The organism is uncultured Microbacterium sp. (assembly GCF_937927635.1).
Classification (GTDB): Bacteria; Actinomycetota; Actinomycetes; order Actinomycetales; family Microbacteriaceae; genus Microbacterium.
This window is the reverse complement of sequence record NZ_CALBRW010000017.1, coordinates 119,332-146,234: the sequence shown is the minus strand read 5'-3', so window position 1 is coordinate 146,234 and position 26,903 is coordinate 119,332. Positions and strand designations below refer to the sequence as shown.

Here is a 26,903-nt window from a genome sequence, read left to right as displayed (position 1 = left end):
ACAAGCGACAGGCTCAGCGACCCGGATTCCGGCAGGCTCGTAGACTTCGGAGAGTGACGGGCATCGAGAACGCGGTCGAGCTGCTGAGGGATCGCCGCGTGGCAGTGCTCACCGGCGCGGGCATCTCCACCGACTCCGGCATACCCGCGTATCGCGGCGTCGGAGCCAGGACCCGCGCGAACCCGATGACCATCCAGACGTATCTGGCCGATGAGGCGGCGCGCCGCCGCTACTGGCTGGGCGGGCACCTGGGCTGGCTGGCGTTCACCGCGCCAGACCCCAACGAGGGGCACCTCGCGCTGGCGCGGATGGAGCGTGCGGGCACGGTCAGCGGCATCGTCACGCAGAACGTCGACGGGCTGCATCTGCGCGCCGGCAGCACCCGGGTCGTGGAGATCCACGGCACCATGCACCGCACGCTGTGCCTGGACTGCGGGCAGGTGTTCGATCGTCGGGCCGTCGCCGAGCAGCTGGAGACCCTGAACCCGTGGGTGCGCAAACCCGAGAACATCGAGCTGAACCCCGACGGCGACGTGACACCCGAGAGCACGGAGGGCTTCGTGATCCCGCCGTGCACGGTGTGCGGCGGGATGCTCAAGCCCGAGGTGGTATTCTTCGGCGAGTTCGTCCCGCCGGCGCGCTTCCGCGCCGCCGAGTCGGTCGTCAATGCGGCGGATGCGCTGCTGGTGGCCGGCACCTCGCTGACGGTGAACTCCGGCATCCGCATCATCGAGCGCGCTCGCCGCCGCGGCATCCCGCTGGTGATCGTCAATCGCGAGCCGACCAGGGCGGATGCGTGGGCGGACGTCGTGATCTCGGGCGGCACGTCGCCGGTGCTGAGCGCTCTCGCAGATGCCCTCGCGTAGGGTCGAGGGGTGACTCTTCTCACCCTCGTGCGCCACGGGCAGACCGACTGGAACCTTCAGCGACGCATCCAGGGCGCCACCGACATCCCCCTGAACGACACCGGACGCGCGGATGCGCTGGCCGCAGCGCAGACGCTGCAGGGTGGCGACTATGACGCCATCTACACCAGTCCGCTGGTGCGCGCACGGGAGACGGCGCAGATCATCGCCGGTCAGCTGGGGCTCGCCGAGCCAGCACTGACGAAGGGCATGCGCGAGCGCGAGTTCGGCGTGGCCGAGGGTACCGAGGTGGCGGACTACATCGCCCGGTACGGCGGCTGGAGCGCCGAGGTTCCAGGCGCCGAGACGCTGGATGCCGTGTGCGAGCGCGCGATGGACTCGCTGGACCGCATCGCGCGAGCCGCCAGGCGCCGCTCAGCTCCCACAGCCGAGTCGCTCATCGTCGTCACGCACGGCGGGGTCATCCGCGCTCTGCTCATGCACGTCTCCGGCGGCACGCTGCCCCGTGAGGGCGACGCACTGCGCAACGGCTCGGTGCACCGCTTCGTCGCGGAGCGCGGCGCGCTCCGGTTCCTGGAGCCCATCGCGGGCTGACGTCGGGTCAGACCCGGCTGAGCACCGCCCTGGCATGCCGCAGCACGGGCTCGTCGACCATGCGGCCGTCGAAGCGGAACACGCCGTGCTCCCCCTCGGCGGCGGCCAGCACCGCGCGCGCCCACTCCACCGCGGCGGGATCCGGACGATACGCGTCGCGGATCGCAGCGACCTGCTTCGGGTGGATGCAGGCGGTGGCGCGGAATCCGGAGGCCACGGCATCCGCAGCCTCCGCAGCCAGACCGTCGAGGTCGTCGATGTCCAGGTGCACGGCGTCGATCGCGGCCTTGCCGTGTGCGGCAGCCGCGATCAGCACCGTCGAACGGGCGTGGCGCGCCACCTCGCGGTAGCGGCCGTCGGGGAACCTGCTCGACGAGCCGCCGATCGAGGCCACCAGATCCTCGGCGCCCCACATCAGCGCCGCCACGCGCGGATGAGCGGCGATCTCGCCTGCGCGCTGCACGCCGGCAGCCGTCTCGCACAGCGCCAGGAGTGAGAACGTCTCGTCGAACGCGTCGAGCGCCGCCGGGTCCTCGACCTTGGCGACCATCACCGTGCGGAACGGCGTGCGACTCACAGCCTCGAGATCGGCTGAGAAGAACGCGGATGCCGGGTCGTTGACCCGCACGATGACTCGAGCCGGGTCCACGTCCGCAGCGAGCAGGTTCTCGCGGGCCTGGGCCTTGGCATCCGGCAGCACCGCGTCCTCGAGGTCGAGAATCACGGCATCCGCCTTGGCCAGTGCCCCGGCGAAGCGCTCCGGGCGGTCCGCCGGGCAGAACAGCAGGGCGGGGCCGAGATCGAAGGTCACTTCTCCCCCTCCGGCAGGCAGTGCATGAGCGCGATCCTGGTGGCGGTCGCCACCACCACCCCGTCCTGGTTGCGGCCGGTGTGCGCGATCGTGACGATGCCCTGGCCCGGGCGCGAGGCCGACAGGCGCTTCTCGGTGATCAGGCTCTCGGTGTACAGCGTGTCGCCGTGGAACACCGGATGCGGGAAGCTGATGTCGCTGAGTCCCAGTTGCGCCACCAGGGTGCCCTGCGTCAGCTGCGCGACGGAGGCGCCGACCATGGTCGACAGCGTCCACATCGAGTTCATCAGACGCTGCCCGAACGGCTGCTGCGCATCGGAGAACGCGGCATCCAGATGGAGCGACTGCGTGTTCATGGTCAGCGTCGTGAACAGCACGTTGTCGGCTTCGGTGGCGGTGCGTCCCGGTCGATGCAGATAGCGGGCGCCGAGCTCGAACTCCTCGTAGTACAGCCCGCGCTGGACGATGTCTGTCATGATCGCACCTTATGCCAGGCCCAGAGAGCGGGCGATCACCAGCAGCTGCACCTCGGTGGTGCCCTCGCCGATCTCGAGGATCTTCGAGTCGCGGTAGTGCCTGGCGACCGAATACTCGTTCATGAAGCCGTTGCCGCCGAAGATCTGCGTCGCGTCGCGGGCATTGTCCATGGCGGCGTCACCGGAGACGAGTTTGGCGATGGCTGCCTCTTCGCCGAACGGCAGTCCCGCATCGCGCAGGCGCGCGGCGTGGTGCCAGGCCAGGCGGGCGGTGTGCACGCGGGCGCGCATGCGGGCCAGGGTGAACTGCGCGTTCTGGCGGGTGCTGAGCGCCGCGCCGAAGATGGTGCGCTTCTTGGCGTAGTCGACGGCCGCCTCCAGGCATCCCTCCGCCGCCCCGGTGGAGAGCGCGGCGATGGCGATGCGCCCCTCATCGAGGATGCTGAGGAAGTTCTTGAAGCCTCGGCCCCGCTCGCCGAGCAGGTTGCCCTCCGGCACGCGCACGCCGTCCAGCGTCAGAGGATGCGTGTCGGACGCGTGCCAGCCGACCTTGTCGTAGGCGGGCTCGACGGTGAACCCGGGCGTGCCGTTGGGCACGATGATCGTCGAGATCTCCTTGCGCCCGTCGTTCTCTCCGGTGACGGCCGTGACGGTGACGAAGCGCGTGATGTCGGTGCCGGAGTTGGTGATGAACTGCTTGGAGCCGTCGATCACCCACTCGCCGCCCTCCAGACGCGCACGGGTGCGCGTGGCGCCGGCGTCGCTGCCGGCCTCCGGCTCCGTGAGGCCGAAGCCGGCGAGGTGCTCGGCCGTGAGCAGCGAGGGCAGGTACTCCTGCTTCTGCTCCTCGGTGCCGAAGCGGTAGATCGGCATGGCGCCCAGGCTCACGCCGGCCTCGAGTGTGATCGCGATGGACTGGTCCACCCGGGCCAGACCCTCGATGGCCAGGCCGAGGGCCATGTAGTCGCCGCCCTGGCCGCCGTACTCCTCGGAGAACGGCAGCCCGAACAGGCCCATCTCGCCCATCTGGCGCACGACGTCGAGGTTGAGGGTGTGGGTGCGGTCGGCCTCGTAGGCCTGCGGCGCCACCACCTGCTCGGCGAAGTCGCGCACCATGGCGGCCAGTTCGCGCTGCTCCTCATTGAGCCCGGTGGAGCTGAGGTCGTCGGTCATGCTGTCTCCTGTTCGCTGACGCGGGCGACCGGCTGGTCGCGCCGCACCTGATCGCCGACGGCGACCAGCAGATGCACCGTGCCGTCGTGCGGCGCGAGCACCGGATGCTCCATCTTCATCGCCTCGATCGAGACGAGCGGGTCGCCCTCGTGGACCTGCTGACCCTCGGTGACGAGCACGGCCACCACGGATCCCGGCATGGGCGCGCGGCCCTCGGGATCACGGGGTCCTGCGGCGCGCTCGCTCTCCGCCAACCGGCGCTGCATGCGCTCCCGGCGCGAGAGCGGACGCAACCGCAGGGTGATGCCGTTCTCGGACACCCACACCGCACCGTCGGCGTCGATCGCGCTTGCGGCTGCACCCTCGGCATCCGGGGCCGTCACGATCTCGTCGTCGTCGGTGAGGAACTGCGGCTGCGCTTCGACGGCCGGCGCGTTCAGACGCCAGCCGGGTGCGGTACGCCACAGTTCGCCGACGCGGGAGGCCGAGGCGGGCACGGCGGCCGCGGCGGATGCCAGCATCCGATCGGTGGGCTGCTGCGCAGCCAGCGGCATCATCGTCTCGATGAGCCCGGTGTCCAGGTCGCCCGCGACCACGCGCTCGTGCGTGACCAGGGCGCGGAGGAAGGCGATGTTGGTCTCCACACCCAGGACCACCGTGCGTCCCAGCGCGGCATCCAACCGCCGCAGCGCCGTCTCCCGATCGGGGCCTGTGGCGATGACCTTGGCGATCATCGGGTCGTAGAACCCGGTGACCTCGGAGCCGGTCTCCACGGCCGCGTCCACGCGCACGCCGCGCGGCGCGTCGAATCGCAGCACATGGCCCGTCGACGGCAGGAAGCCCCGCTCCGGTGACTCCGCGTACACACGGGCCTCCACGGCGTGACCGCGCACCTCGGGCGGCTCGGGGAGCTCTCCGCCTGCGGCGACCAGCAGCTGCAGGGCCACCAGGTCCAGCCGTGTGACCTCCTCGGTCACCGGATGCTCGACCTGCAGGCGGGTGTTCATCTCGATGAAGAAGACGTCGTCGACGTTGTCGGCCTCGACGAGGAACTCCACGGTGCCCGCGCCGACATAGTTCACGCTCTGGCCTGCAGCGACGGCCGCCGCGAACAGGCGCTGTCTCACAGCATCCGGAAGGTGCGCCGCCGGCGCCTCCTCGATGACCTTCTGGTGGCGGCGCTGCAGAGTGCACTCCCGCTCCCCCAGCGCGATGACGGTGCCGTGGGTGTCGCCGAAGATCTGAACCTCGATGTGGCGCGGGCGCTGCACAAGGCGCTCCAGCACCATCGAGTCGTCACCGAACGCGGCCTTCGCCACGCGCCGCGCGGTGGCCAGTGCGCCGGCGAGTTCGTCCCCGGCGTTCACGACCTCCATGCCCTTGCCTCCACCGCCCGCGCTGGGCTTGACCAGCAGCGGGTAGCCGACCTCGTCGGCATGGGCGCGGATCTGCTCGTCGTCCATGCCGTCGGCGTTGAAGCCGGGGACGATGGGCACGCCGGCAGCCGCGACGTGGTCGCGCGCGCGGGCCTTGTCGCCCATGATCTCGAGCGCCTGCACACCGGGTCCGATGAAGACGATGCCGGCATCCGCGCAGGCCTGCGCCAGGTCGGCGCTCTCGGAGAGGAAGCCGTACCCGGGGTGGATGGCCTGTGCGCCGCTCTCGCGAGCGGCGGCGATGATGGCATCCACCCGCAGATAGGACTCGGCGGCAGGCGAGGCGCCGATGCGCACGGCGTCATCCGCCTCGCGCACGGGCGGGGCACCGGCATCCGCGTCACTGTAGACGGCGACGCTGCGGATTCCGAGTTCGCGCAGCGTGCGGATGACGCGGCGGGCGATCTCGCCGCGGTTGGCGACCAGGACGGTGTCGAACCCGCGGGCGGGCTCAGGGACCCATGTATTCATCTGCATCACATCCGGAAGAGGCCGAAGCGGGGTTCGGGCAGCGGGGCTCGGGACACGACGTCGAGGGCGAGGCCCAGCAGATCGCGCGTCTGGTCGGGGTCGACGATGCCGTCGTCCCACAGGCGGGCGGTGGCGTAGTACGGCTCGCCCTGATCCTCGTACTGCTGGCGGATCGGCGCCTCGAATTCGGTGCGCTGCTCCGGCGTCCACGGCTCCCCGCGGCGCTCCAGCTGCTCCTCCTTGACGGTGGCGAGGACGGATGCCGCCTGCGGACCGCCCATCACGGAGATGCGGCTGGCGGGCCAGCTCCACAGGAACCGCGGAGAGTACGCCCGCCCGCACATCGAGTAGTTGCCGGCGCCGAACGATCCGCCGATGATGACGGTGAGCTTGGGCACGCGGGTGGTCGCGACGGCGGTCACCATCTTGGCGCCGTCCTTCGCGATGCCACCGGCCTCGGCGTCGCGGCCGACCATGAAGCCGGTGATGTTCTGCAGGAACAGCAGCGGGATGCCGCGCTGGTCGCAGAGCTCGATGAAGTGCGCGCCCTTCAGCGCGGACTCGCCGAACAGCACACCGCTGTTGGCGACGATCCCGAGCGGGTGTCCGTGCAGGACGGCGAAACCCGTGACGAGCGTGGTGCCGTACTCGGGCTTGAACTCCGTGAAGCTGTCCGCGTCGACGAGGCGGTCGATGACCTCGTGCACGTCGTAGGCCGCATTCACGTCGACGGGGACGACGTCGTACAGGCTGCCGGTCTGAGCGGCGGGCTTCGACGCGACCACGTCCCACGCGGGAGCCGCGGGCTTCGGCAGTGTGGCCACGATGTCGCGCAGGATCTCCAGCGCGTGCTCGTCGTCCTCGGCCAGGTGATCGACGACTCCAGAGCGACGGGCATGCAGCTCGCCGCCGCCGAGCTCCTCCGCTGTGACGACCTCGCCGATGGCGGCCTTCACCAGCGGCGGGCCGCCGAGGAAGATCGTGCCCTGGTTGCGGACGATCACCGTCTCATCGCTCATGGCGGGGACGTATGCGCCGCCTGCCGTGCAGGAGCCCAGCACCGCGGCCAGCTGCGGGATGCCCTCCGCCGACATGCGCGCCTGGTTGAAGAAGATCCGGCCGAAGTGGTCGCGGTCCGGGAACACCTCGTCCTGCTTGGGCAGGAACGCGCCGCCGGAGTCGACCAGGTACAGGCAGGGCAGCCGGTTCTCCAGCGCGATCTCCTGCGCCCGCAGGTGCTTCTTGACGGTGAGGGGGAAGTACGTGCCGCCCTTGACCGTGGGGTCGTTGCAGACCACCATCACGTGGCGTCCGTGCACGAGCCCGATGCCGGCGATCACACCGGCGCCGGGGGCCGCGCCGTCGTACATGCCGTTCGCCGCGAGGGGCGCGATCTCGATGAACGGGCTCCCCTCATCCAGCAGCCGCGCCACCCGATCCCGCGGCAGCATCTTGCCGCGCGACACGTGCCGCTCGCGCGATCGCTCGGGTCCGCCGAGCGCAGCCTCGGCGATCCGCTCGCGCAGCTCGCCCGCCAGTTCCTGCTGGGTGAGAGCCATCGTGGGTCCTCCTCGACTCACATCAGTACTGATATTTCGCACTGAATTGGTTAGTGTTCACTAACCGGATAATTCAGGTTAGCGAGGATTAACCGAAATGACAACGCCTGGTACTGCCCGAGACCGAGCCAAAGCCGAACGCACCGATGCGATCCTCTCCGCCGCCGCGGAGCAGTTCGCCGCGCGCGGCTATTCCGGGGTGAGCCTGGAGGACATCGGCACCGCCGTGGGGGTGTCCGGACCCGCGGTCTACCGCCACTTCGCGGGCAAGCAGGCGCTGCTGGGCGCGCTGCTGATCGGGGTGAGCGAACGCCTGGTCTCCGGCGGACTCGACGTGGCATCCGGCACGGATCCCGGCATGGAGCGGATGCGCGCCCTCGTGGAGTTCCATGCCGCGTTCGCCATCGGCAACGCCGACGTGATCCGCGTGCAGGACCGGGATCTCCCCTACCTCGGCGATGAGGGCCGCGCCGACGTGCGACGCCTGCAGCGCTCCTACATCGAACTGTGGATCGACGCGCTCGGAGCGCTCGTCGACGAGGGAAGGGATGCACTGCGGCTGCGCGTGCAGGCCTGCTTCGGGCTGCTGAACTCCACGCCGCACAGCACGAGCTCCACGCAGCGTGCGCACGACGACACCACGCACCTGCTGACGGCGATGGCGCTGGCCGCCCTGCTGGCCGTGGACTGAGCGGCGCCGGGGAGCACGCGGGTGGCTGCTCCCCAGCATCCGTTCAGAACAGCATGGCGCGGCCGGGCTGCTCCAGCAGGTCAGCCACGTCCTTGAGGAACCTCGAGCCCTCGGCGCCGTCGACGAGGCGATGATCGAAGGACACGCTCAGCGTCAGCATCTGGCGCAGAGCGATCTCACCCTTGTACTCGGCCGGCTGACGGCGCACTGCTCCGACGGCGAGGATGCCGGACTGCCCGGGCGGCAGGATCGGGGTGCCGGCGTCGATCCCGAACACACCGATGTTGGTGATGGAGAAGTTGCCTCCCACCAGGTCGGCCGGACTGGTCTTCCCGGAGCGCGCGACCTGCGTGAGCTGCGTGAGAGCATCGGCCATGCCGGTCAGCGACAGCTGCTCGGCGTCGCGGATGATCGGCACGATGAGCCCGCGATCCGTGGCGGCGGCGATGCCGAGGTCCACATAGTGGTTGGAGATGATCTCCTGCGCGGGCTCATCCCACGTCGCGTTGAGCGAGGGGTTGCGGCCGAGCGCCAGGCAGACGGCCTTGGCCACCAGCACCAGCAGGCCGATGCGATGCTCGGAGAGCGACCTGTCGGCGCGCAGCTGGTCGATGAGCTCCATCGTGGCGGTCACGTCGACCGTGTGGAAGCACGTCACGTGCGGCGCGGTGAAGGCGCTGCTCACCATCGCGGCAGCTGTGGCCTTGCGCACGCCCTTGATGGGCGTGCGGGTCTGCGCACGCTCGCCCCGAGGGGCGGCGGGCGGGGACGCGGGCGCGGTCACGACGGGAGCGGATGCCACAGGCGAGGCCTCCGCTGCTCCGACGCGATCAGCGTAGGCGTCCACGTCCTCGCGTGTGATCACGCGGTCGCCGACCTCGGCGGCGATCAGCACCAGGTCCAGACCGCGACGCTTGGCGTACGCGCGCACCGGCGGGGTCGAGCGCGGGCGCTCCCCCAGCACGGGTTCGGCCGGCGCCGGCGGCAGGGCGTCGTGCGGCGCGGCCTCGATCACTGCCGCCTCGGCAGCGGCAGCCGTGGCCGCCGAAGATGCGCCGCGGCGCGCGCGCCGCGCCGGGCGACCCGACGAGGCGGGGGCGGCTCCGTAGCCGACGAGGTTCGGCTGCGCCTTCTCCTCGGCATCCGGTGCCTGCGTCTTCTCCTCGGTCGCGGCGCCCGCGACGTCGAACGCGATCAGCGGCGATCCGACAGCGACGGTGTCGCCGGCTTCGGCGTGCAGCGTGGAGACGGTGCCCTCGTAGGGCGAGGGCAGCTCGACGACGGCCTTGGCCGTCTCGACCTCGGCGAGCGTCTGGTTCAGCGCGACGGTATCGCCGGGGCTCACCATCCACTGGACGATCTCCGCCTCGGTCAGGCCCTCACCCAGGTCGGGCAGATGGAATTCGGCGATCACAGGTTCGCCCCCTTCATGCCGCTGATGCTGCTGGGCCGGTCGAGCACGCGGTCGACGGCGTCCAGGATCCGATCGAGGTCGGGAAGGTGGAACTTCTCCAGCTTGGCGGGCGGGTACGGGATGTCGTGACCGGTGACCCGCACGGGGGCGGACTCCAGGTACTCGAAGCAGAACTCCGTGATGCTGGCGATGACCTCCGCTGCGACGCCGGCCTCGCGGGAGGCCTCGTGCGCGACCACCACGCGTCCGGTGCGACGCACCGACGCGGTGACGGTCTCGTAGTCCACCGGCGAGAGCGAGCGCAGGTCGATGACCTCGAGCGAGATCCCCTCGTCCTCGGCCGCGGCAGCGGCATCCAGAGCCGTGCGCACCATGGCGCCGTACGTGATGAGCGTGGCGTCCGTGCCCGCTCGCACGACCTTGGCCAGCCCCATCGGCGGGGCATCCGCCAGCGGCGCGTCCAGATCGACCTCTCCCTTGTGGTGGTACAGCCGCTTGGGCTCGAAGAACAGCACCGGGTCGTCGCAGGCGATGGCCTGCCGCAGGCAGCGATAGGCGTCCTGCGGGTCGGACACGGCGATCACCCGGAGCCCGGCGGTGTGCACGAAATACGCCTCGGGCGACTCGGAGTGGTGCTCGGCCGCGCCGATGCCGCCGGCCCACGGCACGCGGATCGTGATCGGCATCCGCACCTTGCCCTGCGTGCGGTAGTGCAGCTTGGCGACCTGCGACACGATCTGGTCGAAGGCCGGGTAGATGAACCCGTCGAACTGGATCTCGACCACCGGACGGTAGCCGCGGAACGCGAGGCCCACGGCGGTGCCGACGATGCCGGACTCCGCCAGCGGCGTGTCGATCACGCGCTTGGCGCCGAACTCGTCGAGCAGTCCGTCGGTGATGCGGAACACGCCGCCGAGAGTGCCGATGTCCTCGCCGAGAAGCACGACCCGGTCGTCGTCCTTCATGGCACGGCGCAGTCCGGCGTTGAGGGCCTTGCCCAGGGTCATCGTGGTCATCTCAGGCCTCCTCGAACGTCGCGAGGTAGGCGGCGTACTCGTCGCGCTCGCGCTCGAGGCCGGAATGCGGCTCGGCGTACACGCGATCGAAGACCGCCATGGCCGGACGCGTCACCAGGCCCAGGCACGCGGCACGCATCTCGCGCGCCATCTCGTCGGCCTGCGCCTGCACGGCGTCCAGGTGCTCCGCAGGAAGCTCGCCCGCTGCACGCAGATGCGCCTCGAGCCGCGCGATGGGGTCACGACGGCGCCACTGCTCCAGCTCGGCGTCGCTGCGGTAGCGCTTGGGGTCGTCGGCCGTGGTGTGCGGACCCATCCGGTAGGTCACGGCCTCGAGGTAGGCGGGACCCTTTCCGGAGCGCGCGTGCTCGAGAGCCCAGCGCATGGCCGCCATGCAGGCCAGCACGTCGTTTCCGTCCACGCGCAGGCTGGGGATGCCGAACCCGGGGGCGCGACCGGCCAGCGGGAACTGCGACTGCAGCCCGACGGGCTCGGAGATCGCCCAGTGGTTGTTCTGGCAGACGAACACGACGGGCGCGCGGTAGGACGCGGCGAAGACCATGGCCTCGTTCACGTCGCCCTGGCTGGTCGCCCCGTCGCCGAAGTACGTCACGGCCACCTCGTCGGCGCCGTCGTGCTGGATGCCGAGGGCATAGCCGACCGCGTGCAGCGTCTGCGCGCCGATGATGATCTGCAGCGGAGCGATGCCCAGGTCGGCCGGGTCGTAGGCCGCCCCCTCCTCGCCGCGCCACATCCGCACGTAGTCTCCGGGCTGGGCGCCCCGGCTGTACATGACACCGGTCTCCCGGTAGCTGGGGAACACGAAGTCGCGCCGCTGGAGGGCGCGGCCCGTGCCGATCTGCGCGGCCTCCTGGCCGTTGCAGGGCGCCCACAGGCCGAGCTGTCCCTGGCGCTGGAGCGCGACGCCCTCAGCGTCGATGCGGCGCAGCACGACCATGTCGCGATGCAGATCGCGCAGTGTCTGGAAGTCCACGTCCTTGACGAACGGGTCGAGCTGCGGATTCGGCACCCTGGTGCCGTCCGGCGCGATGATTCGCTCGGTGAGCTCGAGATCGCTCTCTGTGTCGGCGATGGGTGTGTTGTGCGGTGACATCGGCGTCCTCCTGACGTGGGGCCCTTGTGGGGCGTGCACGGCCTCCCGACGGCTCCGTCGGGTTACCTGAAAGGGTACGTCGACCTGACACCTCGCTCAAGCATGTCTGCGACCCTTGAGCATGTTGCGCAGAACCCGGTGCTATGAGCCTGATAGCGTGTGGCAGTATGCCCGCCCTTGATCGTGTCGATCTCGAACTGCTCACCGCCCTCGCCGAAGACCCCCGCACCACCGTCGTGGCGCTCGCCGAGAGGCTGCGCCTGTCGCGCAACACCATCCAGGCGCGCATGGCCCGGTTGGACGCCACAGGCGTGTTCGAGTCCTACGAGCGCTCGTTCTCCACGGAGGTGCTGGGGTTCCCGCTGCAGGCCTTCATCAGCATCGGTCTGCGGCAGACCGAGCTGCCCCGGATCATCGCGGAGTTGGCGCGCGTGCCCGAGGTCGTGCAGGCGCACGGCCTCAGCGGTTCGATCGATCTGCTGGCGCGCGTGGCATGCCGCGACGCCCGCCACCTGTTCGACACCGATGCGCGCATCCTCTCGATCGAGGGCGTCGAGCGCACCGAGACCTCGCTGGCCATGGGCGAGGTCATCCCGTTCCGCGTGGCCGGCCTCATCGGCCTCGCTCGACGGGAAGCCTGAGGAAGCGCCGGATCGCCCCCGCCGCCTCGGCGGGCGTCTCGTAGTGGATGAGGTGCCCCACGTCGGCGATCTCCACCAGCTCCGCGTCCGGGAACATCGTCGCCAGGCGGCGCTCGGCCTCGATGGGCGTGATGTCGTCGCGCTGCGCCGCGATCAGCAGCGTGGGCACGTCGATCACGCCCGCGAACGCGCGCACGTCGTGCGACACGCTGGTGACGAACGCATCGTGCAGCACGTCGCGGTCAGCGAAGCGGGAGAAGTAGGTGTCGTGCTGATCGTGGATGAACCGGCGCAGCGCGGGATCCTTCGTCTTGGCCATCGCGGTGCTCATGATGCGCACGATCAGCGGATGCCGCAGCAGCGCCGTGCCGATGCGTTCGGGCAGCCTCGCGCCCAGTGAGTAGTACAGCACCGCCAGCCGGGTGAGAACGCCCTTCGGTCCCTCGAGCGCCGGCGCCCCGATCGGGTTGATCAGGATCAATTGCGGAGTCGCGAGCCCGCCGGCCACGGCAGCGGACGAGACGATCGAGCCGAAGGAGTGGCCGAGGATCACGGCATCCGGTGCGACGGTCCTGGCGAACTCGGCGAGCCAGCCGGAGTAGAGGCTCAGATCGTGCTCGCGACCGGGCACGGGCGGCGTCTCACCGAAGCCGGGCAGATCGGGAGAGATCACGCGGACGCCGGGCAGGTAGGCGACCACCGGCTCGAGGCCGTGATGCTCGCCGCGGAAGCCGTGCACGGCGATGACGGTCGGGACGTCGCCGCCCTCGGGCCCGTAGGCCCAGTACGCGGCGGTCGATCCGAGCACCTGCACCTCGCGCCGCTGCACGGGGATCGTCGCGAGACGGGCTGCGTACGGCGAGGCTGCGGGCATGCCCGAGAGTCTACGGGAACGAATGTCGGTGGCCGTCCTTATGTTCGAAGGAAGGAAAGGAGCCGACATGAGCACACTCACCGATCCCGCACCCGCTCTGGTCTGGGCGACCCCCACGCTGAGCTCCCCCGCGGAGCACCTGGAGCGCGCCGGCGAGCGGCTGTGGCGCGTCCTGGACGCGCACGACGCCATCCGAGGGCACCTGCGCGTCGTCGCCGACCCGCTGGGCGTCCGCTACCGTGCGGAGCGTCTGCAGCTGGCATCCGGCGCATTCCGCCTCGTCGGCGAGTTCTGGGACGCGAACGACGCGGTGGCCGCGCTGCGGTTCTGAGCGCGAGTGCCCCCTGCAGGATTCGAACCTGCGACCAACGGATTAGAAAGCCGATGCTCTTCCTCTGAGCTAAGGAGGCGTGGCTCCCCAGAATACCGTGTCGGTCGCCGTCGATAAGATCGAGGCATGGTTTCTGCGTCTGAGAACGATCGGCTCGTCTGGATCGACTGCGAGATGACCGGCCTCGATCCGGCGATCGACGAGCTCGTCGAAGTCGCCGTGGTCATCACCGACTTCGAACTGCGGCCGCTGGACCCCGGTTTCCAGATCGTCATCAAGCCGAGCGACGCGGCCCTGGCGCACATGAACGACTTCGTCACGAACATGCATCAGACCTCGGGACTCAGCGAGGAGATCCCGAACGGCGTGCCACTGGCCGAGGCCGAGGACCGCACGCTCGAGTACATCAGGCGGTTCGTCCCGCTCGAGCACAAGGCGCCGCTCGCCGGCAACACCATCGGCACCGACCGCATGTTCATCGCGAAGTACATGAAGCGCGTCGACGAGCACCTGCACTACCGCAATGTCGACGTCTCCAGCATCAAGGAGCTGTCCCGCCGCTGGTACCCGCGGGTGTTCTTCCAGACTCCTGAGAAGCATGGCGGACACCGCGCGCTGGCAGACATCCTGGAGTCGATCCGCGAGCTGCAGTACTACCGTCAGGCGGTCTTCGTGGCCGAGCCCGGTCCCTCTTCTGACGCGGCTCGGGATATCGCGGTGCGCACCGTGTCAGAGTTCGCCCCCAACATGTAATAGACTCGTGGGGTTGCCTGCTCCGGCAGGCACATGGTGGCTATAGCTCAGTTGGTAGAGCACCGCGTTGTGGTCGCGGGGGTCGCGGGTTCAAGCCCCGTTAGCCACCCACAGACGGGTCAGGTGTGAACTTTCGACCAAGGGACCACCCTTGGAGGAAGTTCGCACCTGGCCCTATTTCTTTGCCTCGGCGGCCCACCAGGGAAAAGCATGGCGAGGGCCACACTTGCTCGGCGTGCTTACCGAGGCACGGAGACGCCCGCCGGAATCTCTAAGCGAGCGAGAGGAAGAGCTTCTCCAGCTCGTCGATGCGCTCGCCGTCGCCCGGCTCCTCGGCTAGGCACTCCTTCAGGGCACCGGCGACCACCAGGAAGCCAGCCCGGTCGACGGCCTTCGACACTGCGGAGAGCTGCTGCACGACGTCGCGGCAGTGGGCCTCGTCCTCGACCGCAGCGATGACGGCTGCCAGCTGGCCGTGCGCGCGCCGCAGCCGATTCACGATCTTGCGCTTCGCCTCCGGGTCGTGCGCCGCGACGATGTCTGGGCTGATGCTCATCGGATTCCTCCTGGGTTGACATCCACCATACTCCCCAGGGTATAGTTTGGATACCCCCCGGGGTATTCAATCTTCATCGACACCGCCAGGAGGGCGAGATGTGCAGAGCCGCGAAGTGCAACATCTGCGGGAAGACGACCTGGGCTGGCTGCGGCCAGCACGTGAACGACGTGCGCCGCACGGTCCCGGCATCCGACTGGTGCCCCGGCCGGCACACGCAGCGCGACATCGATGAGGCGAAGGCCTCGCGACCCGGCTTCCTCGCGCGCCTGTTCGGCCGCTGATCCACTGACGAGAGGACATCACCATGTGCGCACGCATCACCTGCGACCGCTGCGGCAAGCCGAGCTGGGCCGGATGCGGCCAGCACGTCGAGGAGGCCCTCGGGGGCGTCCCGGCGGCCGACCGCTGCCACTGCTGACGACTACAACGACGACGACGACGAACAAGGAGAGCATCATGCTGCTGGAGCGCATCTACGACGAGGACCTCGCACAGGCGAGTTACGTCATCGGTTGCCAGGCGACCGGCGAGGCGATCGTGATCGACCCCCGCCGCGACGTCGACGAGTACATGCGACTGGCCGACAAGCACGGCCTGCGCATCGCGCACGTCACCGAGACCCATATCCACGCCGACTACCTCTCAGGCACCCGCGAGTTCGCGGCGCGCACCGGTGCCCGCATGCACGTCTCCGACGAGGGCGGACCCGACTGGACCTACGGCACCGGCTTCGACGACGCCGACCGGATGCACGACGGCGACGAGATCGTCGTCGGCAACGTGACGCTGCGAGCGGTGCACACCCCCGGCCACACGCCCGAACACCTGTCGTTCCTCGTGACCGACGGCGCGCAGGCCCAGGAGCCGGGCTTCATGCTCACCGGCGACTTCGTGTTCGTCGGCGACGTCGGCCGACCGGACCTGCTCGACGAGGCGGCCGGCGGCGTCGACACCCGCTTCGAGGGCGCTCACCAACTCTTCGCGAGCCTGCGCGACCGCTTCCTGACACTGCCCGACTACGTCCAGGTGCTGCCAGCGCACGGTGCCGGCAGCGCGTGCGGCAAGTCGCTCGGCGCGATCGCGGCGACGACCGTCGGCTACGAGCGCGCCTTCTCGTGGTGGGCTCCCTACCTCGCCGCCGACGACGAGCAAGGCTTCGTCGACGAGCTACTCTCCGGCCAGCCCGACGCCCACGCGTACTTCGCCCGAATGAAGTCCCAGAACCGCACCGGCCCCGCGGTGCTCCACCCCCGCGCACCGCTCCCCGAGCGGTCCACTGCGGAGGTGCAGCACCTCCTGGAGCGCGACCTCGCGATCCTGGTGGACACTCGGGACCGCCGGCAGGTGCACGACGGCACCGTGGTCGGTTCCCTCAACATCCCGGGCGCAGCGAAGGCCGCGACCTACGGGGCGTGGGTCTACGATCCGGAGGCGGAGCACCGGCCGCTCGTTCTCCTCGCGGACGACCGCGAGGAGGCGGAGCGGATGCGCGACCACCTCGTGCGGGTCGGCATCGACGCCGTCGACGGTTTCATCCGCTCCCTCGACGGGCTCGAGCTGGTGCAGCCCCGACTGCTGCAGCCGGAGGAGCTCGACGGCCTCGCCGACGTGAACCTGGTCGACGTGCGCGGCAGCTCCGAGCACGCCGACGGGCACATCCCCGGCTCCGCGCACCTCAGCGGCGGCCGCGCGCTGTGGCACCTCGACGAGTTGCCCGCGGACGGCACCGTCGTGACGTACTGCCAGAGCGGCGTGCGCAACAGCGTCGTCGCCAGCGCACTGCGCCGGGCCGGCGTCGACGTCGTCGAGCTCGACGGCTCCTACCTCGGGTGGCTCCAGACAACCGGGCGCGAGCCGGCGACCAGCTGACCGCCGAGGATCGAGGCGCCCGATGACGCCGACCGCCACCATCGCCGTTCTTGCGCTCGCCCTGCTGGTCGGCATCAGCCTCGGCCTGCTGGGCGGCGGCGGCTCGATCCTCGCCGTGCCCATCCTGACCGCCGTCGGCGGCGTGGAGCCGCGAGCCGCCATCGCGTCGTCACTGCTCATCGTCGGCACGACGAGCGCCCTCGGACTGCTGCAGCACGCTCGCGCGGGCCGCGTGCGCTGGCGTGTCGGGGTAGTCTTCGGAGCGGCCGGTGTCGTCGGCGCGCTCGTCGGCGGGCTGCTCGGCCGCACGCTGCCCCCAGGCGTGCTCATGGTGCTGCTCGCCGGCACGATGATCGCCGCCGCGGTGGCGATGCTTCGCCGGCGCCCGCGTCACGACCGGGCGGAGCCCGCTCGGCCGCGCATCGCCCTCGTCCTCGTGCTCGGAACGGTTGTCGGCTCACTCGCCGGGCTGGTCGGCGCGGGGGGCGGCTTCCTCATCGTCCCCGCGCTGATCCTGCTCGCCGGCCTGCCCGCGTCGGCCGCGATCGGCACATCCTTGCTCGTCATCGCGATGCAATCGCTCGCCGGGCTCGCGGCCCAACCAGCACTCCCCGACATCCCCTGGGCGCTGGTGCTGCCGTTCACCGCAATCGCCGTGGCGGGCTCCTTCCTCGGCTCGGCGCTCACCGGCCGCATCCCCGAACGGGCACTGCGCACCGGATTCGCGGTGCTCGTGCTCAGCGTGGCCGTCGCGCTGCTCGTGCAGCAGCTCGCGCTCCACCTCCCGCTCACCTGAACGACACCGCTCACCGGAGAACACCATGACCAGAACCCAGCTCGCCGGCCTCGCCGGCCTCGCGCTCGCCGCCGTCACGACAGGCTGCGCATCGACGCCCCCTGGCAGCGTCGCAGCTCCAGCGGACGCCGTCGTCATCGACGTGCGCACCGCGCCCGAGTTGGCATCCGGTCACCTCGACGGCGCGGTCCTCCTCGACGTGTCGAACGGCGACCTCGCCGCGGCACTGCCCTCGCTCGACCCTGATGCGCCCTACTTCGTCCACTGCAGGTCCGGCAGCCGGTCAGCACAGGCGGTCGCGCTCATGCGCGAGGCCGGCTTCGCGGACGTCACCGACCTCGGCGCGCTCAAGAGCGCGTCAGCGGCGACCGGCCTCGCAATCGGGCGCTGACGCCGGCCCATCCGACCATCACCGATCCAGGGAGCAACCCCGAACATGACCACGCGTGACATCACCATCGAAACGATCGACTCGACCATCGCCGGCGACGGCATGGTGCTCCTCGACTTCTGGGCGGCATGGTGCGGCCCCTGCCGCAGCTTCGCGCCCGTCTTCGACCGAGCTGCCGCGTCGAACACCGACATCGTGTTCGGTAAGGTCGACACCGAGGACCAGCAGCAGCTGGCCGCGGCGTTCCGCATCACGTCCATCCCGACGCTCATGGCCTTCCGCGACGGGATCCTCGTCTTCTCGCAGCCCGGCGCGCTGGGCCAGGCCCAGCTCGACAGCCTCATCGCCGGCGTCCGCGCGCTCGACATGGACGACGTGCGCCGCCAGGTCGCCGAGCAGCGCGCAGCCGCCGAGGCGCCGTGACTTCCCGCCGCCGCGCCCCGGTCTGCGCTCCGGGAAGCATCGAACGCGTCGTGCAGGCCGCTGTCGGCGCGCTGACCGGCGCGTTCGCGCTCAGCAACCTGCACGACGCGCCGCTCGCCATCGCCGCCACGCTCGGCGCTGCGCTCCTCCTCACCGGCGCAGTCCGCGGCTGGTGCCCGGCATCGCTGCTCGCGCGAGTCAGTGCCACCGCCGCAGAGCACAACACGCTTGGCATCCCCGAAGCCCGCCAGCCGCTCGACCAGCGAGGCCCCCGCTAGAGCGCAGGCTTCAGCCGCCCCCTCGTGCTGCCTCGCCGATTGCTAGTCGTCGAGGACGTGTCGTGGGCCGTCGGTTCCGATGACGAGGGCTCCGGCGCAGTGCGCCGAGACGCACTCGCGCCAACGCCGCGGCGAGCTCGCGTGCAGATCGGCCCGCCAGCGCGGCCGAGCAGGATCAGTTCATCGGCCACGATCCGATGCCGTCACCGCATCCGCTCCGGCTGGCGGTGCGGATGCTGCGCGGTGTCCGCGGCGCACCAGCGCGATCGTCCAGGCGACGCCGGCGAGGAGCAGTAGCCCGCCGGCGGCATTCCACGCGACGTCATACGGCAGCAGCTCCCCCGCCTCGGCTCGCGCGGCGCGCGGCATGCAATGGGGGACGGCATCGACATGCGCCCAGGGTTGCACGGGTACGGATCCTGGCTATCGGCGGACGCTCAGATCCCCATGGCGCCCGAGGCATTCTGCGCTCGTCCGGACGTCCTTAACACTCCCGGCTCCGACACCACGTCCAAGACGCTCCACCGCGAATCGGAGAGCGATGGCGCGGCATGCGCCGGTACGACGCGGTCTCTTTGAAGCGACTCGATCGCCGGTCCGGGCCGCGGCGTCCTGCCGCTCCGGTGACGGCTCCCTCCGCCGGGGAGCTCAGCGCACTTGGCTTACCGCCACGCCGCCGGGCCGCCGGCGGGACGCATGACGTCCGGCTTCTCGGTACCAGCGCGCGCAGAAGAGCGCCACGATCGCGGCCTCGATCAGCTGCCCGCGTAGTACGTGAGCTGCGCGCCGGCTGCACGTCACCGACGGCATACAGGTCGGGAGGAGTGGCGAAGAGCGTCTTGGCGAGGATGCTGTGCGACGCCATCGTGGCGAGGGGTGCGACTGCGGTGATGAGGTGAGGCGCTCGATGCGGTGTCGAGTCGAGGCCGATGGCCGCGGTCGTCAGGAGGTAGCCCGCGAGGAGCAGGTGGGCGTGGACCGCCACGTGCACCAGCGAACCGGACTGCATCCAGCCGACCAGGGGTGTCGAATAGATCTGCCACAGTCCGCCGGCATTGAGACACGCTGCGGTGACGGCTCGCGTGTCGCCTCTCGCCTGGATGGACAGACGCGGGTCGGCGGGCGCCGCCCTCGCTCATCCACTCTTGTTCTCGAATACTCCTGGGGGTATAGTTGGATGCATCAGCGGGGACCGCGGATCGTGCCGGCACAAGCCTTCGGCCGACTCCCGCCCGCCCCGAGTCGCTTGGAGCAAGTCATGAGCTACGGCATCACCACGACAGTCGCCCTCCCCTTCGACGAAACGGTCACCGCGATCCGCGCGGCGCTCGCCACGCAGGGATTCGGCGTGCTGACCGAGATCGACATGGCGGCGACGCTCAAGGCGAAGCTCGATGTCGACATGCCCCCGCAGGTGATCCTGGGCGCGTGCAATCCTCCGCTCGCGCTCCGCGCGCTCCAGGCGGAGGAGTCCATCGGACTGCTACTCCCCTGCAACGTCACGGTGCGCGACGCCGGCGACGGTACGTCGGTCGTCGAGGCGCTCGACCCGAAGGTCATGGTCGGCGTCACCGGGAACGAGGCGCTGCGAGCGGTCGCAGACGAAGCGGCGGACCGCCTGGGCGCAGCGCTGGCCGAAGTCGGCAGCGGCAACGAGTGACGGCGCGACTGCGCCTTAAGCACGAGAACGGGGAGGTCGAAGCATGTTGATGGGCAACTGGAGCGGCATGGGCAACTGGAGCGGCATGGGCAACTGGGGCGGCATGGGCCCCGGAATGGGGTGGGTGTTCCTGCTCTTGATGATCGCGGGCATCGCGGCGCTCGTCGTCCTGACGGTGCGGCTCGCGACCGGCGGTCTGAACCGCGGAGGCCACCGGCCACCGGAGCCGCGAGGCGGATCGGCGCGCGCCATTCTCGACGAGCGCTACGCGCGTGGCGAGATCGACCACGCTGAGTACGACGAGCGAGTCGCACGCCTGCGCGACGCTCCTTGATGGAGCCGATCACCCGCCGCCAGGCTCTGCTGCTGGGCGCCTGCGGCGCCGCGGGCGTGGTAGTCGGTGGGCTCGGGCTCAGCAGCACGGGTCTGCCCTGGACCTCGCCCGATGCAACGCCCTCCGGGCCGCTGGCCGAGCCGAGCTCGCTGCGAAGCCGCGGGGGCGTGCTCCGCACCGAGCTGGTCGCCGCGGAGCACGAGAACGAGATAGCCGGCCGCAGGGCGCTCGTGCTCGGCTACAACGGCAGCGTCCCGGCCTCGACGTGGCGCGTGCGCCCGGGCGACCGCATCGAGGTCCGCCTCGAGAACCGTCTTCGCGAGCCGACCAATCTCCACACGCATGGGCTCCACGTCTCCCCGACAGGGAACGGAGACAATCCCCTCATCAGCCTCGCACCCGGCGAGGTGTTCGACTACCGCTTCGACCTTCCTCCCGACCACCCCAGCGGCGTGTTCTGGTATCACCCCCACCACCACGGCAACGTCGCCGATCAGATCTTCGGCGGCCTCTTCGGTGCCATCGTGGTCGAAGGCGACGCGCTCCCGGTCGCCCGCGAGCGGGTGCTCGTGATCTCGGACATCTCGTTCGCCGGCGGAGCCGTCGCTGCCGCTTCGGAGGCAGATCGCATGATGGGCCGGGAGGGCGACTTCCTGATGGTCAACGGTCAACTGCTGCCCGAGATCGTCGCGCGGCCGCGGGAGCGGGAGCGCTGGCGGATCGTCAATGCCTGCACGGCGCGCTACCTCCGACTCGCGCTGCCTGGTCAGCGGCTGGAGCTCCTGGGCATCGACTCCGGGCACGAACCGCGGCCCCGCGCCGTCGATGAGGTCCTGCTGGCTCCCGGCAACAGGGCGGATCTCCTGGTGACGATGCAGGCCGGAAGTGCCCAGCTGCGCACACTCGGCTACGACCGGGGCGCCGCCATGATGGGCGGGATGATGGCCGGCGGGGGCAGCTCCTCCGGCCCGGCGCTGCTCGCCTTCGTCGAAGTTCGCGGGCCCGACGCCGCGGTGCTGCCCGCCGTGCCCCCGCGCGCGCCCGACGCCGACCTGCGCTCCCGCACTCCCGACGCGCTGCGCGAGATCTCCTTCACCATGACCATGGGGATGGGCATGCCGCAGCAGGGCGGGATGATGGCCCTGGGTTTCGACGGGCGCGCATTCGACGCGGGGCGCATCGATCAGCGCGTCGGCGCGGAGACCGTGGAGGAGTGGACGATCCGCAACCCCACGCCGATGGATCATCCGTTCCACCTGCACGTCTGGCCGATGCAGCTGATCCAGGTGAACGGATCGGCGATCGACGGCACCCAGTGGCGGGACGTCGTGAACGTCCCGGCTCAGGGCTCGGTCGTGGTGCGCATCGACTTCGCACGGTTCACGGGCCTCACGGTCTACCACTGCCACATCCTCGATCACGAGGACCTAGGGATGATGGGAACGGTCAAGGCTGCATGAGCGGCGGCCAGCTGCTGGACACCGAGGTTCGCTACCTCACCGAAGACGACGAGTCGATCGATAGCCGGAGCGTTCGACCAGTTCAAGTCCGGTGGGCGACGGACCTATTTCCGTCCCCACTCTCCAATCAGTCACTTGCGTGGGCTCCCTCATCAGCGCCTGCCCAGCACGCTTACAGGGCACCGAGGCCAGCTCTCGAGCGTGCAGCCCTTCGCGGGGTACCCTCAGCGCATGCCATGCCCATGACCCCCCGCCGAACTGGCTGCACAACTCGGCCACGATGACGACGGGCGCGCAATCCGCGCCTTCTTCGTTACCCGACGACGGACGCGGGCACTTCAGCACACATCCCCTGCAAGCTGACGCCCGAGCAGGCCGAACGGGTGCGCGAGCGCTACGTCGCAAGGGCTGTCTGCTGTCGATGCCGCGCGGTGAGATAGAGCCGGTGCGCGGTGATGACGACCGCGAGCCAGCCCACTCCCAACATCCATGCGACGAGCACGTCGGTGAACCAGTGGTGGCCGAGGTAGATGCGGCTGATGCCGATGCTGACGGCGAACACCACGGCCACGGCGATGGTCGCGACCTGGACGACACGGCTCGACTGCCGCAGGAGCAGCATGTAGGCGATCGCGCCCGCAATCGCTGTGGCGTTGAGCGTGTGCCCACTTGGGAACGAGGGCGAATGCTCGAACGGTGGCACGGCGTCGTTGAACCCCGGCCGCACCCGCGCGACGAGTCCCTTGCCGACGACCGTCATCAGCAGCGATCCCACGCCCGCGGCCCCGATGATCAGAACCGGCGCCCAGTTGCGGCGACGCAGCGTCAGCACGACGATGGCGAGCACGGCGATGATCGGCATCACGATCACGCCGCCGATGTTCGTTTACCACGTCACCGCCGTATCGAGCCACGGCGACCTAACCGTCACGAACGCCGCGAGCACCGGACGGTCCAAGCCTGCGACGCCGTCGGATTCTGTCACCGCGTCGTAGACCCAGGCCGCCGCGAGCGTCGCGAGCGCTGCGACCACCGCGCCGACCGCCAGGATGAGGACGAGAGCCGCGTGAGGCCCGAGCAGCTCGCTCAGGCGGTGGACCATCAAAGCGCCGACCCGGCCGGCGCGCGACGGCCAACGGGTCAGATCCTTCGTGCCCAGGTGGCGCTCGACCTCGACTTCCGCGTCGGGACCCGTCTGCTTCGGGTCCTCGCGATCCCGCTGCATCGATGCTCCTGTCCGCCGGCCTGGAGCGATCCTGGCACGGCGTTCCCGATCGAGCACGCCTGCGGCGCTCGCACCTGAGAGCGCTCTCAGGTGGTCTCAGAGTCGCCACAGTGCCGGACCGGGAGTCTCATCACATCGACTCGATCACCGGGTCGGCCCGGACCGGCAAGGGTTCGGAAACCGAACAGGAGCGCACCATGAAGAACCTCAAGAAGAAGGCAGCCGTGACCGGCATCATCGCCACGACGCTCGCCTTCGGTGGAGCCGGCCTCGCCATGGCGGCGAACCCCGACAGCACGCAGCCGTCGTCCTCGGCGACCGACGAGCAGGAACCGTCGTACACGGGCACCGTGCAGGCGCCGCAGGACGCGACCTCCCCCGACGGCACCGACACGGAGCTGTCCGAGGCCGACGAGGCCGCGAGCCTGCAGAGCCTCGCCACGGTCACGCCCGAGGAGGCGACGGCAGCAGCGCTCGCAGCGGTGCCCGGCACCGCCGGCGACGCGACGCTCGAGGACGAGAACGGCTACGTCGTCTACGAGGTCCAGGTGACCGCGGCCGACGGCTCCGTGATCGAGGTCAAGGTCGACGCCGGCGACGCGAGCGTGCTCGCGCAGGAGGCTGACGAGCCCGAGTGCACCGACGAGGCCACCGAGAACGGCACCGAGCAGCAGGACGAGACGGGCGAGAACGGCGCCGAAGACCCCAACACCTGACCCCCGACCACCGCCGGCGGAGCAACGCGCTCCGCCGGCGCTGTCGCACGCTCAGCGTCAGTCCGATGAATCAGGAGAATCACACGTGCCCGACGTCTTCCTCGCAGGCCTGCTCGACCCGGTCTCGCTCCTCACCGGAGCAGGGCCGTGGGTGCTGCTCGCCCTCGCCGCCATCATCTTCGTCGAGACGGGACTGCTGTTCCCCTTCCTGCCGGGCGACAGCCTGCTGTTCGCCGCCGGACTGCTGAGCCCGCAGCTCGGCCTTCCCATCCCGCTCGTGCTGGTCGTCGCGGCGGCCGCAGCCATTGCCGGCGATCAGATCGGCTACCTGCTGGGTCGGCGCTACGGTCGGCGGCTGTTCTCGCCTGACGCGAGGATCCTCAAGTCCTCATATCTCGAGCAGGCGGACGCGTTCTTCCTCAAGCACGGCGCGAGAGCGCTCGTGCTGGCTCGCTTCGTGCCGATCGCGCGCACCTTCGTTCCACCGGTCGTGGGAATGTCCCGCCTGCCGTACCGCACCTTCGTCCTCTGGAACGTGCTCGGGGCGGTCGCGTGGGTCGCGATCGCCGTGCTCGCCGGGCGGTGGCTCGGCGGCGTGCCGCGGGTCGCGCACAACGTCGACGCCATCGCCCTTGCGGTCGTCGCGATCTCTGTCGTCCCGCTGGTGATCGAGGTGGTGCGCGCTCGCCGAGCGGCACGCCTGCGCGACGCGGACTGAACGACCACGGGAGTGGAGCGCGGCAGTCACAATGGAACGCATGCGGGTGCTGCTTGTGGAGGACGAACGACGGCTGGCCGAGGCGGTCCGACACGGGCTGATCGCCGAGGCGTTCAGCGTCGACTGGGCCGACAACGGCATCGACGGACTGTGGAAGGCCAAGGAGCAGCAGTACGACGTCGTGGTGCTGGACATCATGCTGCCGGGCCTCAACGGCTACAAGGTGTGCGAGGGCATGCGCGCAGCCGGCATCTGGACGCCCGTGCTGATGCTGACGGCGAAGGACGGAGAATACGACCAGGCGGATGCCTTCGACCTGGGTGCCGACGACTACCTGATCAAGCCGTGCTCGTTCATCGTGCTCGTCGCGAGGCTGCGAGCGCTCGTGCGCCGCGGCGCGCCGGAGCGGCCGGTCGCGCTCAGCGTGGGCGACCTTTCGCTGGATCCGGTGCGCCACCGCGTCGAGCGCGGCGGGACGGAGATCGCGCTCACGCCGCGGGAGTTCGGGCTGCTCGAGTTCTTGATGCGGCACCCCGGCGAGGTCGCCACGAAGACGCAGATCGTGGAGGCGGTCTGGGACGCGGCCTACGAGGGCGACCACAACGTGGTGGAGGTCTACATCGGCTACCTAAGGAAGAAGATTGACCAGCCGTTCGGACGCACATCGATCAGGACGGTGCGCGGTGTCGGCTATCGACTCATAGCTCGGGACTGACCTCTCGAGTCCGGGTCCGTCCGCGTCGTCACGCCCGGCGTCACGCCTCGCGCTGCCGCGGCAGCGTGACGCGCAGCGCAGCTCCGGTGCCGCTGTCGACGACCTCGACCTTGCCGCCGTGAGCGAGCACGATCTCCTTGACGATCGCGAGGCCGAGTCCGGTGCCGCCCTCGTCGCGGGCCCTGCTCTCGTCCAGCCGCACGAAGCGGTCGAACACGCGCTCCCGGTCGGCGGCGGGGATGCCCGGCCCGTCGTCGCGCACTTCGATGACGGCAATGCCGGCCTCGGCTCGCACACTCAGCGCCACCACCTCGCGCGCGTGCCGCACGGCATTGTCGACGAGGTTCCGGACGGCCTGGGCCAGCTGAGGCGACGACCCAGAGACGCGCACCGCCTCGATCCTCGCCTCGACCGTCAAGGCGGTGGTGGAGCGGATGCGGTCGCGCTCGGCCGCGAGCAGATCGTCGAGGTCGACGTCATGCTGCTCTCGGGCGAGCCCCCGCTCGTCAGCTCGGGCGAGCAGCAGCAGCCCGTTCACGAGCCGCTCCATCCGTGTCGCCTCCTCGACGAAAGCCTCCGCGGCGGTCCCAGAGAGCGCCCCGTCGGGATGGGCGACGACCGTCTCCCCCATCGCCTTGATCGTGGCGATCGGGCTGCGCAGCTCGTGGCTGGCGTCGGCGACGAACCGCCGCTGCGAGAGCTGAGCCGCCTCCAGCCGCCCCAGCATCCCATTCATCGTCACGGCCAGCCGGCCGATCTCGTCCTGCGCCGCGGGGACGGGCACGCGCTCGGTCAACTGCCGTCCGCCGATCGCGGCCACCTTCGCACGGATGGCCTCCACCGGCTGCAGCGAGCGACCAACGAGCCAGTACGTCGAGACAGCGACGACGAGCACAAGGATGGGGTAGCCGATCGCCAGCAGCGGCAGCACTGCGGCCGTGCTCTCGTCCACCGACTCGAGCGACTGCGCGACGAGGACGGTGTACGTCCCGGTCGGCGTCCCGATGGCGGCGCGCGCGACTCGGTACGCCTCTTCCTCCTCCACCGGCAGCGTCGCATCGTCCCAGACGATCCCGTCGGCGGGGTCGAGGGGCTGGCCGAGCGCAGGCTCACCTTCCAGGTCGGCCGACTGGCTCGCCACGTCGCCGTCGGCGGTGAGGATCTGCACGACCGTGCCCTGGCGCGACGCGCTCTGCGCGGTCGACCCTAGCGACCGCGCCAGCGCGTCGGCGCTCGTTCCAGCCGGGATCGCCTCGAGCTCGACGAAGACCTCCTCGACGCGGTCCTGCACCGACGCCTCGACACTCGCGCTCAACGAGCGCCGCAGCAGCAGTACGAGCGCCGCCGAACCCAGCGCGAGCGCGACGGCGACGATGATGGTGGCGGCCAGCGCTGCTCGGGCTCGAACCCCGATGACGCCGCGCAGCGGCTCCGGCGCGCGAGACGAGCTCGTGCTGGTGCCGTGATTCATCGCTCCGCCCTTGCCATGGCCGAACGATATCCCAGCCGATTCAGCGGTGTGCTCGCGCCTGAGAGCGC

33 protein-coding genes and 2 tRNA genes are annotated in these 26,903 nt (G+C 70.2%); 19 read left to right on the top strand and 16 right to left on the bottom strand.

The window, feature by feature from the left end:
- The first annotated feature begins 53 nt into the window (after window positions 1–53).
- Window positions 54–866, top strand: coding sequence for a Sir2 family NAD-dependent protein deacetylase (locus Q0568_RS07345; protein WP_298864636.1), 813 nt, complete (start codon window positions 54–56; stop codon window positions 864–866).
- A 9-nt stretch (window positions 867–875) separates the two neighbouring features.
- Entirely contained in the window at window positions 876–1,460 is a 585-nt protein-coding gene (locus tag Q0568_RS07340) for a histidine phosphatase family protein (protein ID WP_298864633.1), read from the top strand.
- A gap of 7 nt (window positions 1,461–1,467) precedes the next feature.
- On the opposite strand, the gene Q0568_RS07335 is transcribed toward Q0568_RS07340, so the two are convergent.
- Genes Q0568_RS07335 through Q0568_RS07315 form a run of 5 tightly spaced genes read right to left on the bottom strand, consistent with a single transcriptional unit; the run spans window position 1,468 to window position 7,386 of the window.
- On the bottom strand, window positions 1,468–2,271 hold the full coding sequence (locus Q0568_RS07335) for a CoA ester lyase (protein ID WP_298864630.1): 804 nt from the start codon (window positions 2,269–2,271) through the stop codon (window positions 1,468–1,470).
- Window positions 2,268–2,747, bottom strand: coding sequence for a MaoC family dehydratase (locus Q0568_RS07330; protein WP_298864628.1), 480 nt, complete (start codon window positions 2,745–2,747; stop codon window positions 2,268–2,270). Before Q0568_RS07330 ends, Q0568_RS07335 begins: the two co-directional genes overlap by 4 nt.
- Before the next feature lie 9 nt (window positions 2,748–2,756).
- Window positions 2,757–3,920 (bottom strand): acyl-CoA dehydrogenase family protein, encoded by a 1,164-nt coding sequence (locus Q0568_RS07325; protein WP_298864625.1) that lies wholly within the window; start codon window positions 3,918–3,920, stop codon window positions 2,757–2,759.
- Window positions 3,917–5,827: a biotin carboxylase N-terminal domain-containing protein gene (locus tag Q0568_RS07320; RefSeq protein WP_298864622.1), complete on the bottom strand. Its 1,911-nt coding sequence runs from the start codon at window positions 5,825–5,827 to the stop codon at window positions 3,917–3,919. The genes Q0568_RS07325 and Q0568_RS07320 overlap by 4 nt, the downstream gene beginning before the upstream one ends.
- 5 nt (window positions 5,828–5,832) lie before the next feature.
- Complete coding sequence (locus Q0568_RS07315) at window positions 5,833–7,386, bottom strand: carboxyl transferase domain-containing protein (RefSeq protein WP_298864619.1); 1,554 nt, start codon at window positions 7,384–7,386, stop codon at window positions 5,833–5,835.
- Between the two features lie 97 nt (window positions 7,387–7,483).
- Here Q0568_RS07315 and Q0568_RS07310 point away from each other — a divergent pair, with 97 nt between their 5' ends.
- Complete coding sequence (locus Q0568_RS07310) at window positions 7,484–8,077, top strand: TetR/AcrR family transcriptional regulator (RefSeq protein ID WP_298864616.1); 594 nt, start codon at window positions 7,484–7,486, stop codon at window positions 8,075–8,077.
- A 43-nt stretch (window positions 8,078–8,120) separates the two neighbouring features.
- On the opposite strand, the gene Q0568_RS07305 is transcribed toward Q0568_RS07310, so the two are convergent.
- From Q0568_RS07305 to pdhA, 3 genes are read right to left on the bottom strand one after another with little or no spacing between them, the layout of a single operon-like run.
- Complete coding sequence (locus Q0568_RS07305) at window positions 8,121–9,491, bottom strand: dihydrolipoamide acetyltransferase family protein (RefSeq protein WP_298864613.1); 1,371 nt, start codon at window positions 9,489–9,491, stop codon at window positions 8,121–8,123.
- A complete protein-coding gene (locus Q0568_RS07300) occupies window positions 9,488–10,507 on the bottom strand; it encodes an alpha-ketoacid dehydrogenase subunit beta (RefSeq protein ID WP_298864610.1) in 1,020 nt (339 codons plus the stop codon). The genes Q0568_RS07305 and Q0568_RS07300 overlap by 4 nt, the downstream gene beginning before the upstream one ends.
- A 1-nt stretch (window position 10,508) precedes the next feature.
- Window positions 10,509–11,621, bottom strand: a complete 1,113-nt coding sequence (gene pdhA, locus Q0568_RS07295) for a pyruvate dehydrogenase (acetyl-transferring) E1 component subunit alpha (protein WP_298864607.1) — start codon at window positions 11,619–11,621, stop codon at window positions 10,509–10,511.
- A 167-nt stretch (window positions 11,622–11,788) separates the two neighbouring features.
- Here pdhA and Q0568_RS07290 point away from each other — a divergent pair, with 167 nt between their 5' ends.
- Window positions 11,789–12,262, top strand: coding sequence for an Lrp/AsnC family transcriptional regulator (locus Q0568_RS07290; RefSeq protein ID WP_298864602.1), 474 nt, complete (start codon window positions 11,789–11,791; stop codon window positions 12,260–12,262).
- Here Q0568_RS07290 and Q0568_RS07285 read toward each other — a convergent pair.
- On the bottom strand, window positions 12,234–13,136 hold the full coding sequence (locus Q0568_RS07285; RefSeq protein ID WP_298864600.1) for an alpha/beta hydrolase: 903 nt from the start codon (window positions 13,134–13,136) through the stop codon (window positions 12,234–12,236). The genes Q0568_RS07290 and Q0568_RS07285 overlap by 29 nt on opposite strands.
- Window positions 13,137–13,203: 67 nt before the next feature.
- Between Q0568_RS07285 and Q0568_RS07280 the strand changes: the two genes are divergently transcribed.
- Window positions 13,204–13,467: a hypothetical protein gene (locus tag Q0568_RS07280; RefSeq protein WP_298864598.1), complete on the top strand. Its 264-nt coding sequence runs from the start codon at window positions 13,204–13,206 to the stop codon at window positions 13,465–13,467.
- 7 nt (window positions 13,468–13,474) lie between these two features.
- On the opposite strand, the gene Q0568_RS07275 is transcribed toward Q0568_RS07280, so the two are convergent.
- A tRNA-Arg gene (locus tag Q0568_RS07275) sits at window positions 13,475–13,546 on the bottom strand.
- 47 nt (window positions 13,547–13,593) lie between these two features.
- Here Q0568_RS07275 and orn point away from each other — a divergent pair.
- Both orn and Q0568_RS07265 read left to right on the top strand, forming a co-directional pair.
- Window positions 13,594–14,220 carry an oligoribonuclease gene (orn, locus tag Q0568_RS07270; RefSeq protein WP_298864594.1) on the top strand — a complete coding sequence of 209 codons (627 nt, stop codon included), beginning with the start codon at window positions 13,594–13,596 and terminating at the stop codon, window positions 14,218–14,220.
- A gap of 36 nt (window positions 14,221–14,256) precedes the next feature.
- Window positions 14,257–14,329: transfer RNA gene (locus Q0568_RS07265), tRNA-His, on the top strand.
- A 162-nt stretch (window positions 14,330–14,491) separates the two neighbouring features.
- Here Q0568_RS07265 and Q0568_RS07260 read toward each other — a convergent pair.
- Window positions 14,492–14,776, bottom strand: coding sequence for a metal-sensitive transcriptional regulator (locus tag Q0568_RS07260; protein ID WP_016465089.1), 285 nt, complete (start codon window positions 14,774–14,776; stop codon window positions 14,492–14,494).
- A 98-nt stretch (window positions 14,777–14,874) separates the two neighbouring features.
- On the opposite strand from Q0568_RS07260, the gene Q0568_RS07255 reads away from it, so the two are divergent.
- The 6 genes from Q0568_RS07255 (at window position 14,875) to Q0568_RS07230 (ending at window position 18,536) form a co-directional block, all read left to right on the top strand.
- The gene (locus Q0568_RS07255; protein ID WP_016465088.1) at window positions 14,875–15,060 is read left to right on the top strand and encodes a hypothetical protein; all 186 of its coding nucleotides are present in this window, start codon (window positions 14,875–14,877) and stop codon (window positions 15,058–15,060) included.
- Between the two features lie 175 nt (window positions 15,061–15,235).
- Window positions 15,236–16,648, top strand: a complete 1,413-nt coding sequence (locus Q0568_RS07250) for an MBL fold metallo-hydrolase (protein ID WP_033107194.1) — start codon at window positions 15,236–15,238, stop codon at window positions 16,646–16,648.
- Between the two features lie 22 nt (window positions 16,649–16,670).
- Window positions 16,671–17,444: a sulfite exporter TauE/SafE family protein gene (locus tag Q0568_RS07245; RefSeq protein ID WP_033107195.1), complete on the top strand. Its 774-nt coding sequence runs from the start codon at window positions 16,671–16,673 to the stop codon at window positions 17,442–17,444.
- Between the two features lie 25 nt (window positions 17,445–17,469).
- Window positions 17,470–17,835: a rhodanese-like domain-containing protein gene (locus Q0568_RS07240; RefSeq protein ID WP_016465084.1), complete on the top strand. Its 366-nt coding sequence runs from the start codon at window positions 17,470–17,472 to the stop codon at window positions 17,833–17,835.
- 45 nt (window positions 17,836–17,880) lie between these two features.
- Window positions 17,881–18,258, top strand: a complete 378-nt coding sequence (locus Q0568_RS07235) for a thioredoxin domain-containing protein (protein ID WP_016465083.1) — start codon at window positions 17,881–17,883, stop codon at window positions 18,256–18,258.
- Complete coding sequence (locus Q0568_RS07230; protein WP_016465082.1) at window positions 18,255–18,536, top strand: YgaP-like transmembrane domain; 282 nt, start codon at window positions 18,255–18,257, stop codon at window positions 18,534–18,536. Before Q0568_RS07235 ends, Q0568_RS07230 begins: the two co-directional genes overlap by 4 nt.
- 180 nt (window positions 18,537–18,716) lie before the next feature.
- On the opposite strand, the gene Q0568_RS07225 is transcribed toward Q0568_RS07230, so the two are convergent.
- On the bottom strand, window positions 18,717–18,944 hold the full coding sequence (locus tag Q0568_RS07225) for a hypothetical protein (RefSeq protein ID WP_016465081.1): 228 nt from the start codon (window positions 18,942–18,944) through the stop codon (window positions 18,717–18,719).
- 76 nt (window positions 18,945–19,020) lie between these two features.
- On the bottom strand, window positions 19,021–19,638 hold the full coding sequence (locus Q0568_RS17200) for a cytochrome c oxidase assembly protein (protein ID WP_359917869.1): 618 nt from the start codon (window positions 19,636–19,638) through the stop codon (window positions 19,021–19,023).
- A 156-nt stretch (window positions 19,639–19,794) separates the two neighbouring features.
- Here Q0568_RS17200 and Q0568_RS07220 point away from each other — a divergent pair, with 156 nt between their 5' ends.
- Genes Q0568_RS07220 through Q0568_RS07210 form a run of 3 tightly spaced genes read left to right on the top strand, consistent with a single transcriptional unit; the run spans window position 19,795 to window position 21,990 of the window.
- Window positions 19,795–20,196 carry a DUF302 domain-containing protein gene (locus tag Q0568_RS07220; RefSeq protein WP_016465080.1) on the top strand — a complete coding sequence of 134 codons (402 nt, stop codon included), beginning with the start codon at window positions 19,795–19,797 and terminating at the stop codon, window positions 20,194–20,196.
- A gap of 43 nt (window positions 20,197–20,239) precedes the next feature.
- Complete coding sequence (locus Q0568_RS07215; RefSeq protein ID WP_016465079.1) at window positions 20,240–20,530, top strand: SHOCT domain-containing protein; 291 nt, start codon at window positions 20,240–20,242, stop codon at window positions 20,528–20,530.
- Window positions 20,530–21,990 (top strand): multicopper oxidase family protein, encoded by a 1,461-nt coding sequence (locus Q0568_RS07210; protein WP_123046344.1) that lies wholly within the window; start codon window positions 20,530–20,532, stop codon window positions 21,988–21,990. Before Q0568_RS07215 ends, Q0568_RS07210 begins: the two co-directional genes overlap by 1 nt.
- 394 nt (window positions 21,991–22,384) lie before the next feature.
- Here the strand turns inward: Q0568_RS07210 and Q0568_RS17195 are convergent, their stop codons facing one another.
- Window positions 22,385–22,852, bottom strand: coding sequence for a phosphatase PAP2 family protein (locus tag Q0568_RS17195; RefSeq protein ID WP_366941377.1), 468 nt, complete (start codon window positions 22,850–22,852; stop codon window positions 22,385–22,387).
- A 24-nt stretch (window positions 22,853–22,876) separates the two neighbouring features.
- Complete coding sequence (locus Q0568_RS17190; protein ID WP_366941372.1) at window positions 22,877–23,215, bottom strand: hypothetical protein; 339 nt, start codon at window positions 23,213–23,215, stop codon at window positions 22,877–22,879.
- Window positions 23,216–23,412: 197 nt separating this feature from the next.
- On the opposite strand from Q0568_RS17190, the gene Q0568_RS07200 reads away from it, so the two are divergent.
- The 3 genes from Q0568_RS07200 to Q0568_RS07190 all read left to right on the top strand — a co-directional run bounded on the left by Q0568_RS07200 (window position 23,413) and on the right by Q0568_RS07190 (window position 25,364).
- Window positions 23,413–23,931: a PepSY domain-containing protein gene (locus Q0568_RS07200; protein ID WP_016465076.1), complete on the top strand. Its 519-nt coding sequence runs from the start codon at window positions 23,413–23,415 to the stop codon at window positions 23,929–23,931.
- An 85-nt stretch (window positions 23,932–24,016) separates the two neighbouring features.
- Window positions 24,017–24,649 carry a VTT domain-containing protein gene (locus tag Q0568_RS07195; RefSeq protein WP_016465075.1) on the top strand — a complete coding sequence of 211 codons (633 nt, stop codon included), beginning with the start codon at window positions 24,017–24,019 and terminating at the stop codon, window positions 24,647–24,649.
- A gap of 40 nt (window positions 24,650–24,689) precedes the next feature.
- Complete coding sequence (locus tag Q0568_RS07190; RefSeq protein WP_033107200.1) at window positions 24,690–25,364, top strand: response regulator transcription factor; 675 nt, start codon at window positions 24,690–24,692, stop codon at window positions 25,362–25,364.
- A gap of 40 nt (window positions 25,365–25,404) precedes the next feature.
- Here Q0568_RS07190 and Q0568_RS07185 read toward each other — a convergent pair whose 3' ends face one another.
- A complete protein-coding gene (locus Q0568_RS07185) occupies window positions 25,405–26,835 on the bottom strand; it encodes an ATP-binding protein (RefSeq protein ID WP_016465073.1) in 1,431 nt (476 codons plus the stop codon).
- Window positions 26,836–26,903: the final 68 nt, after the last annotated feature.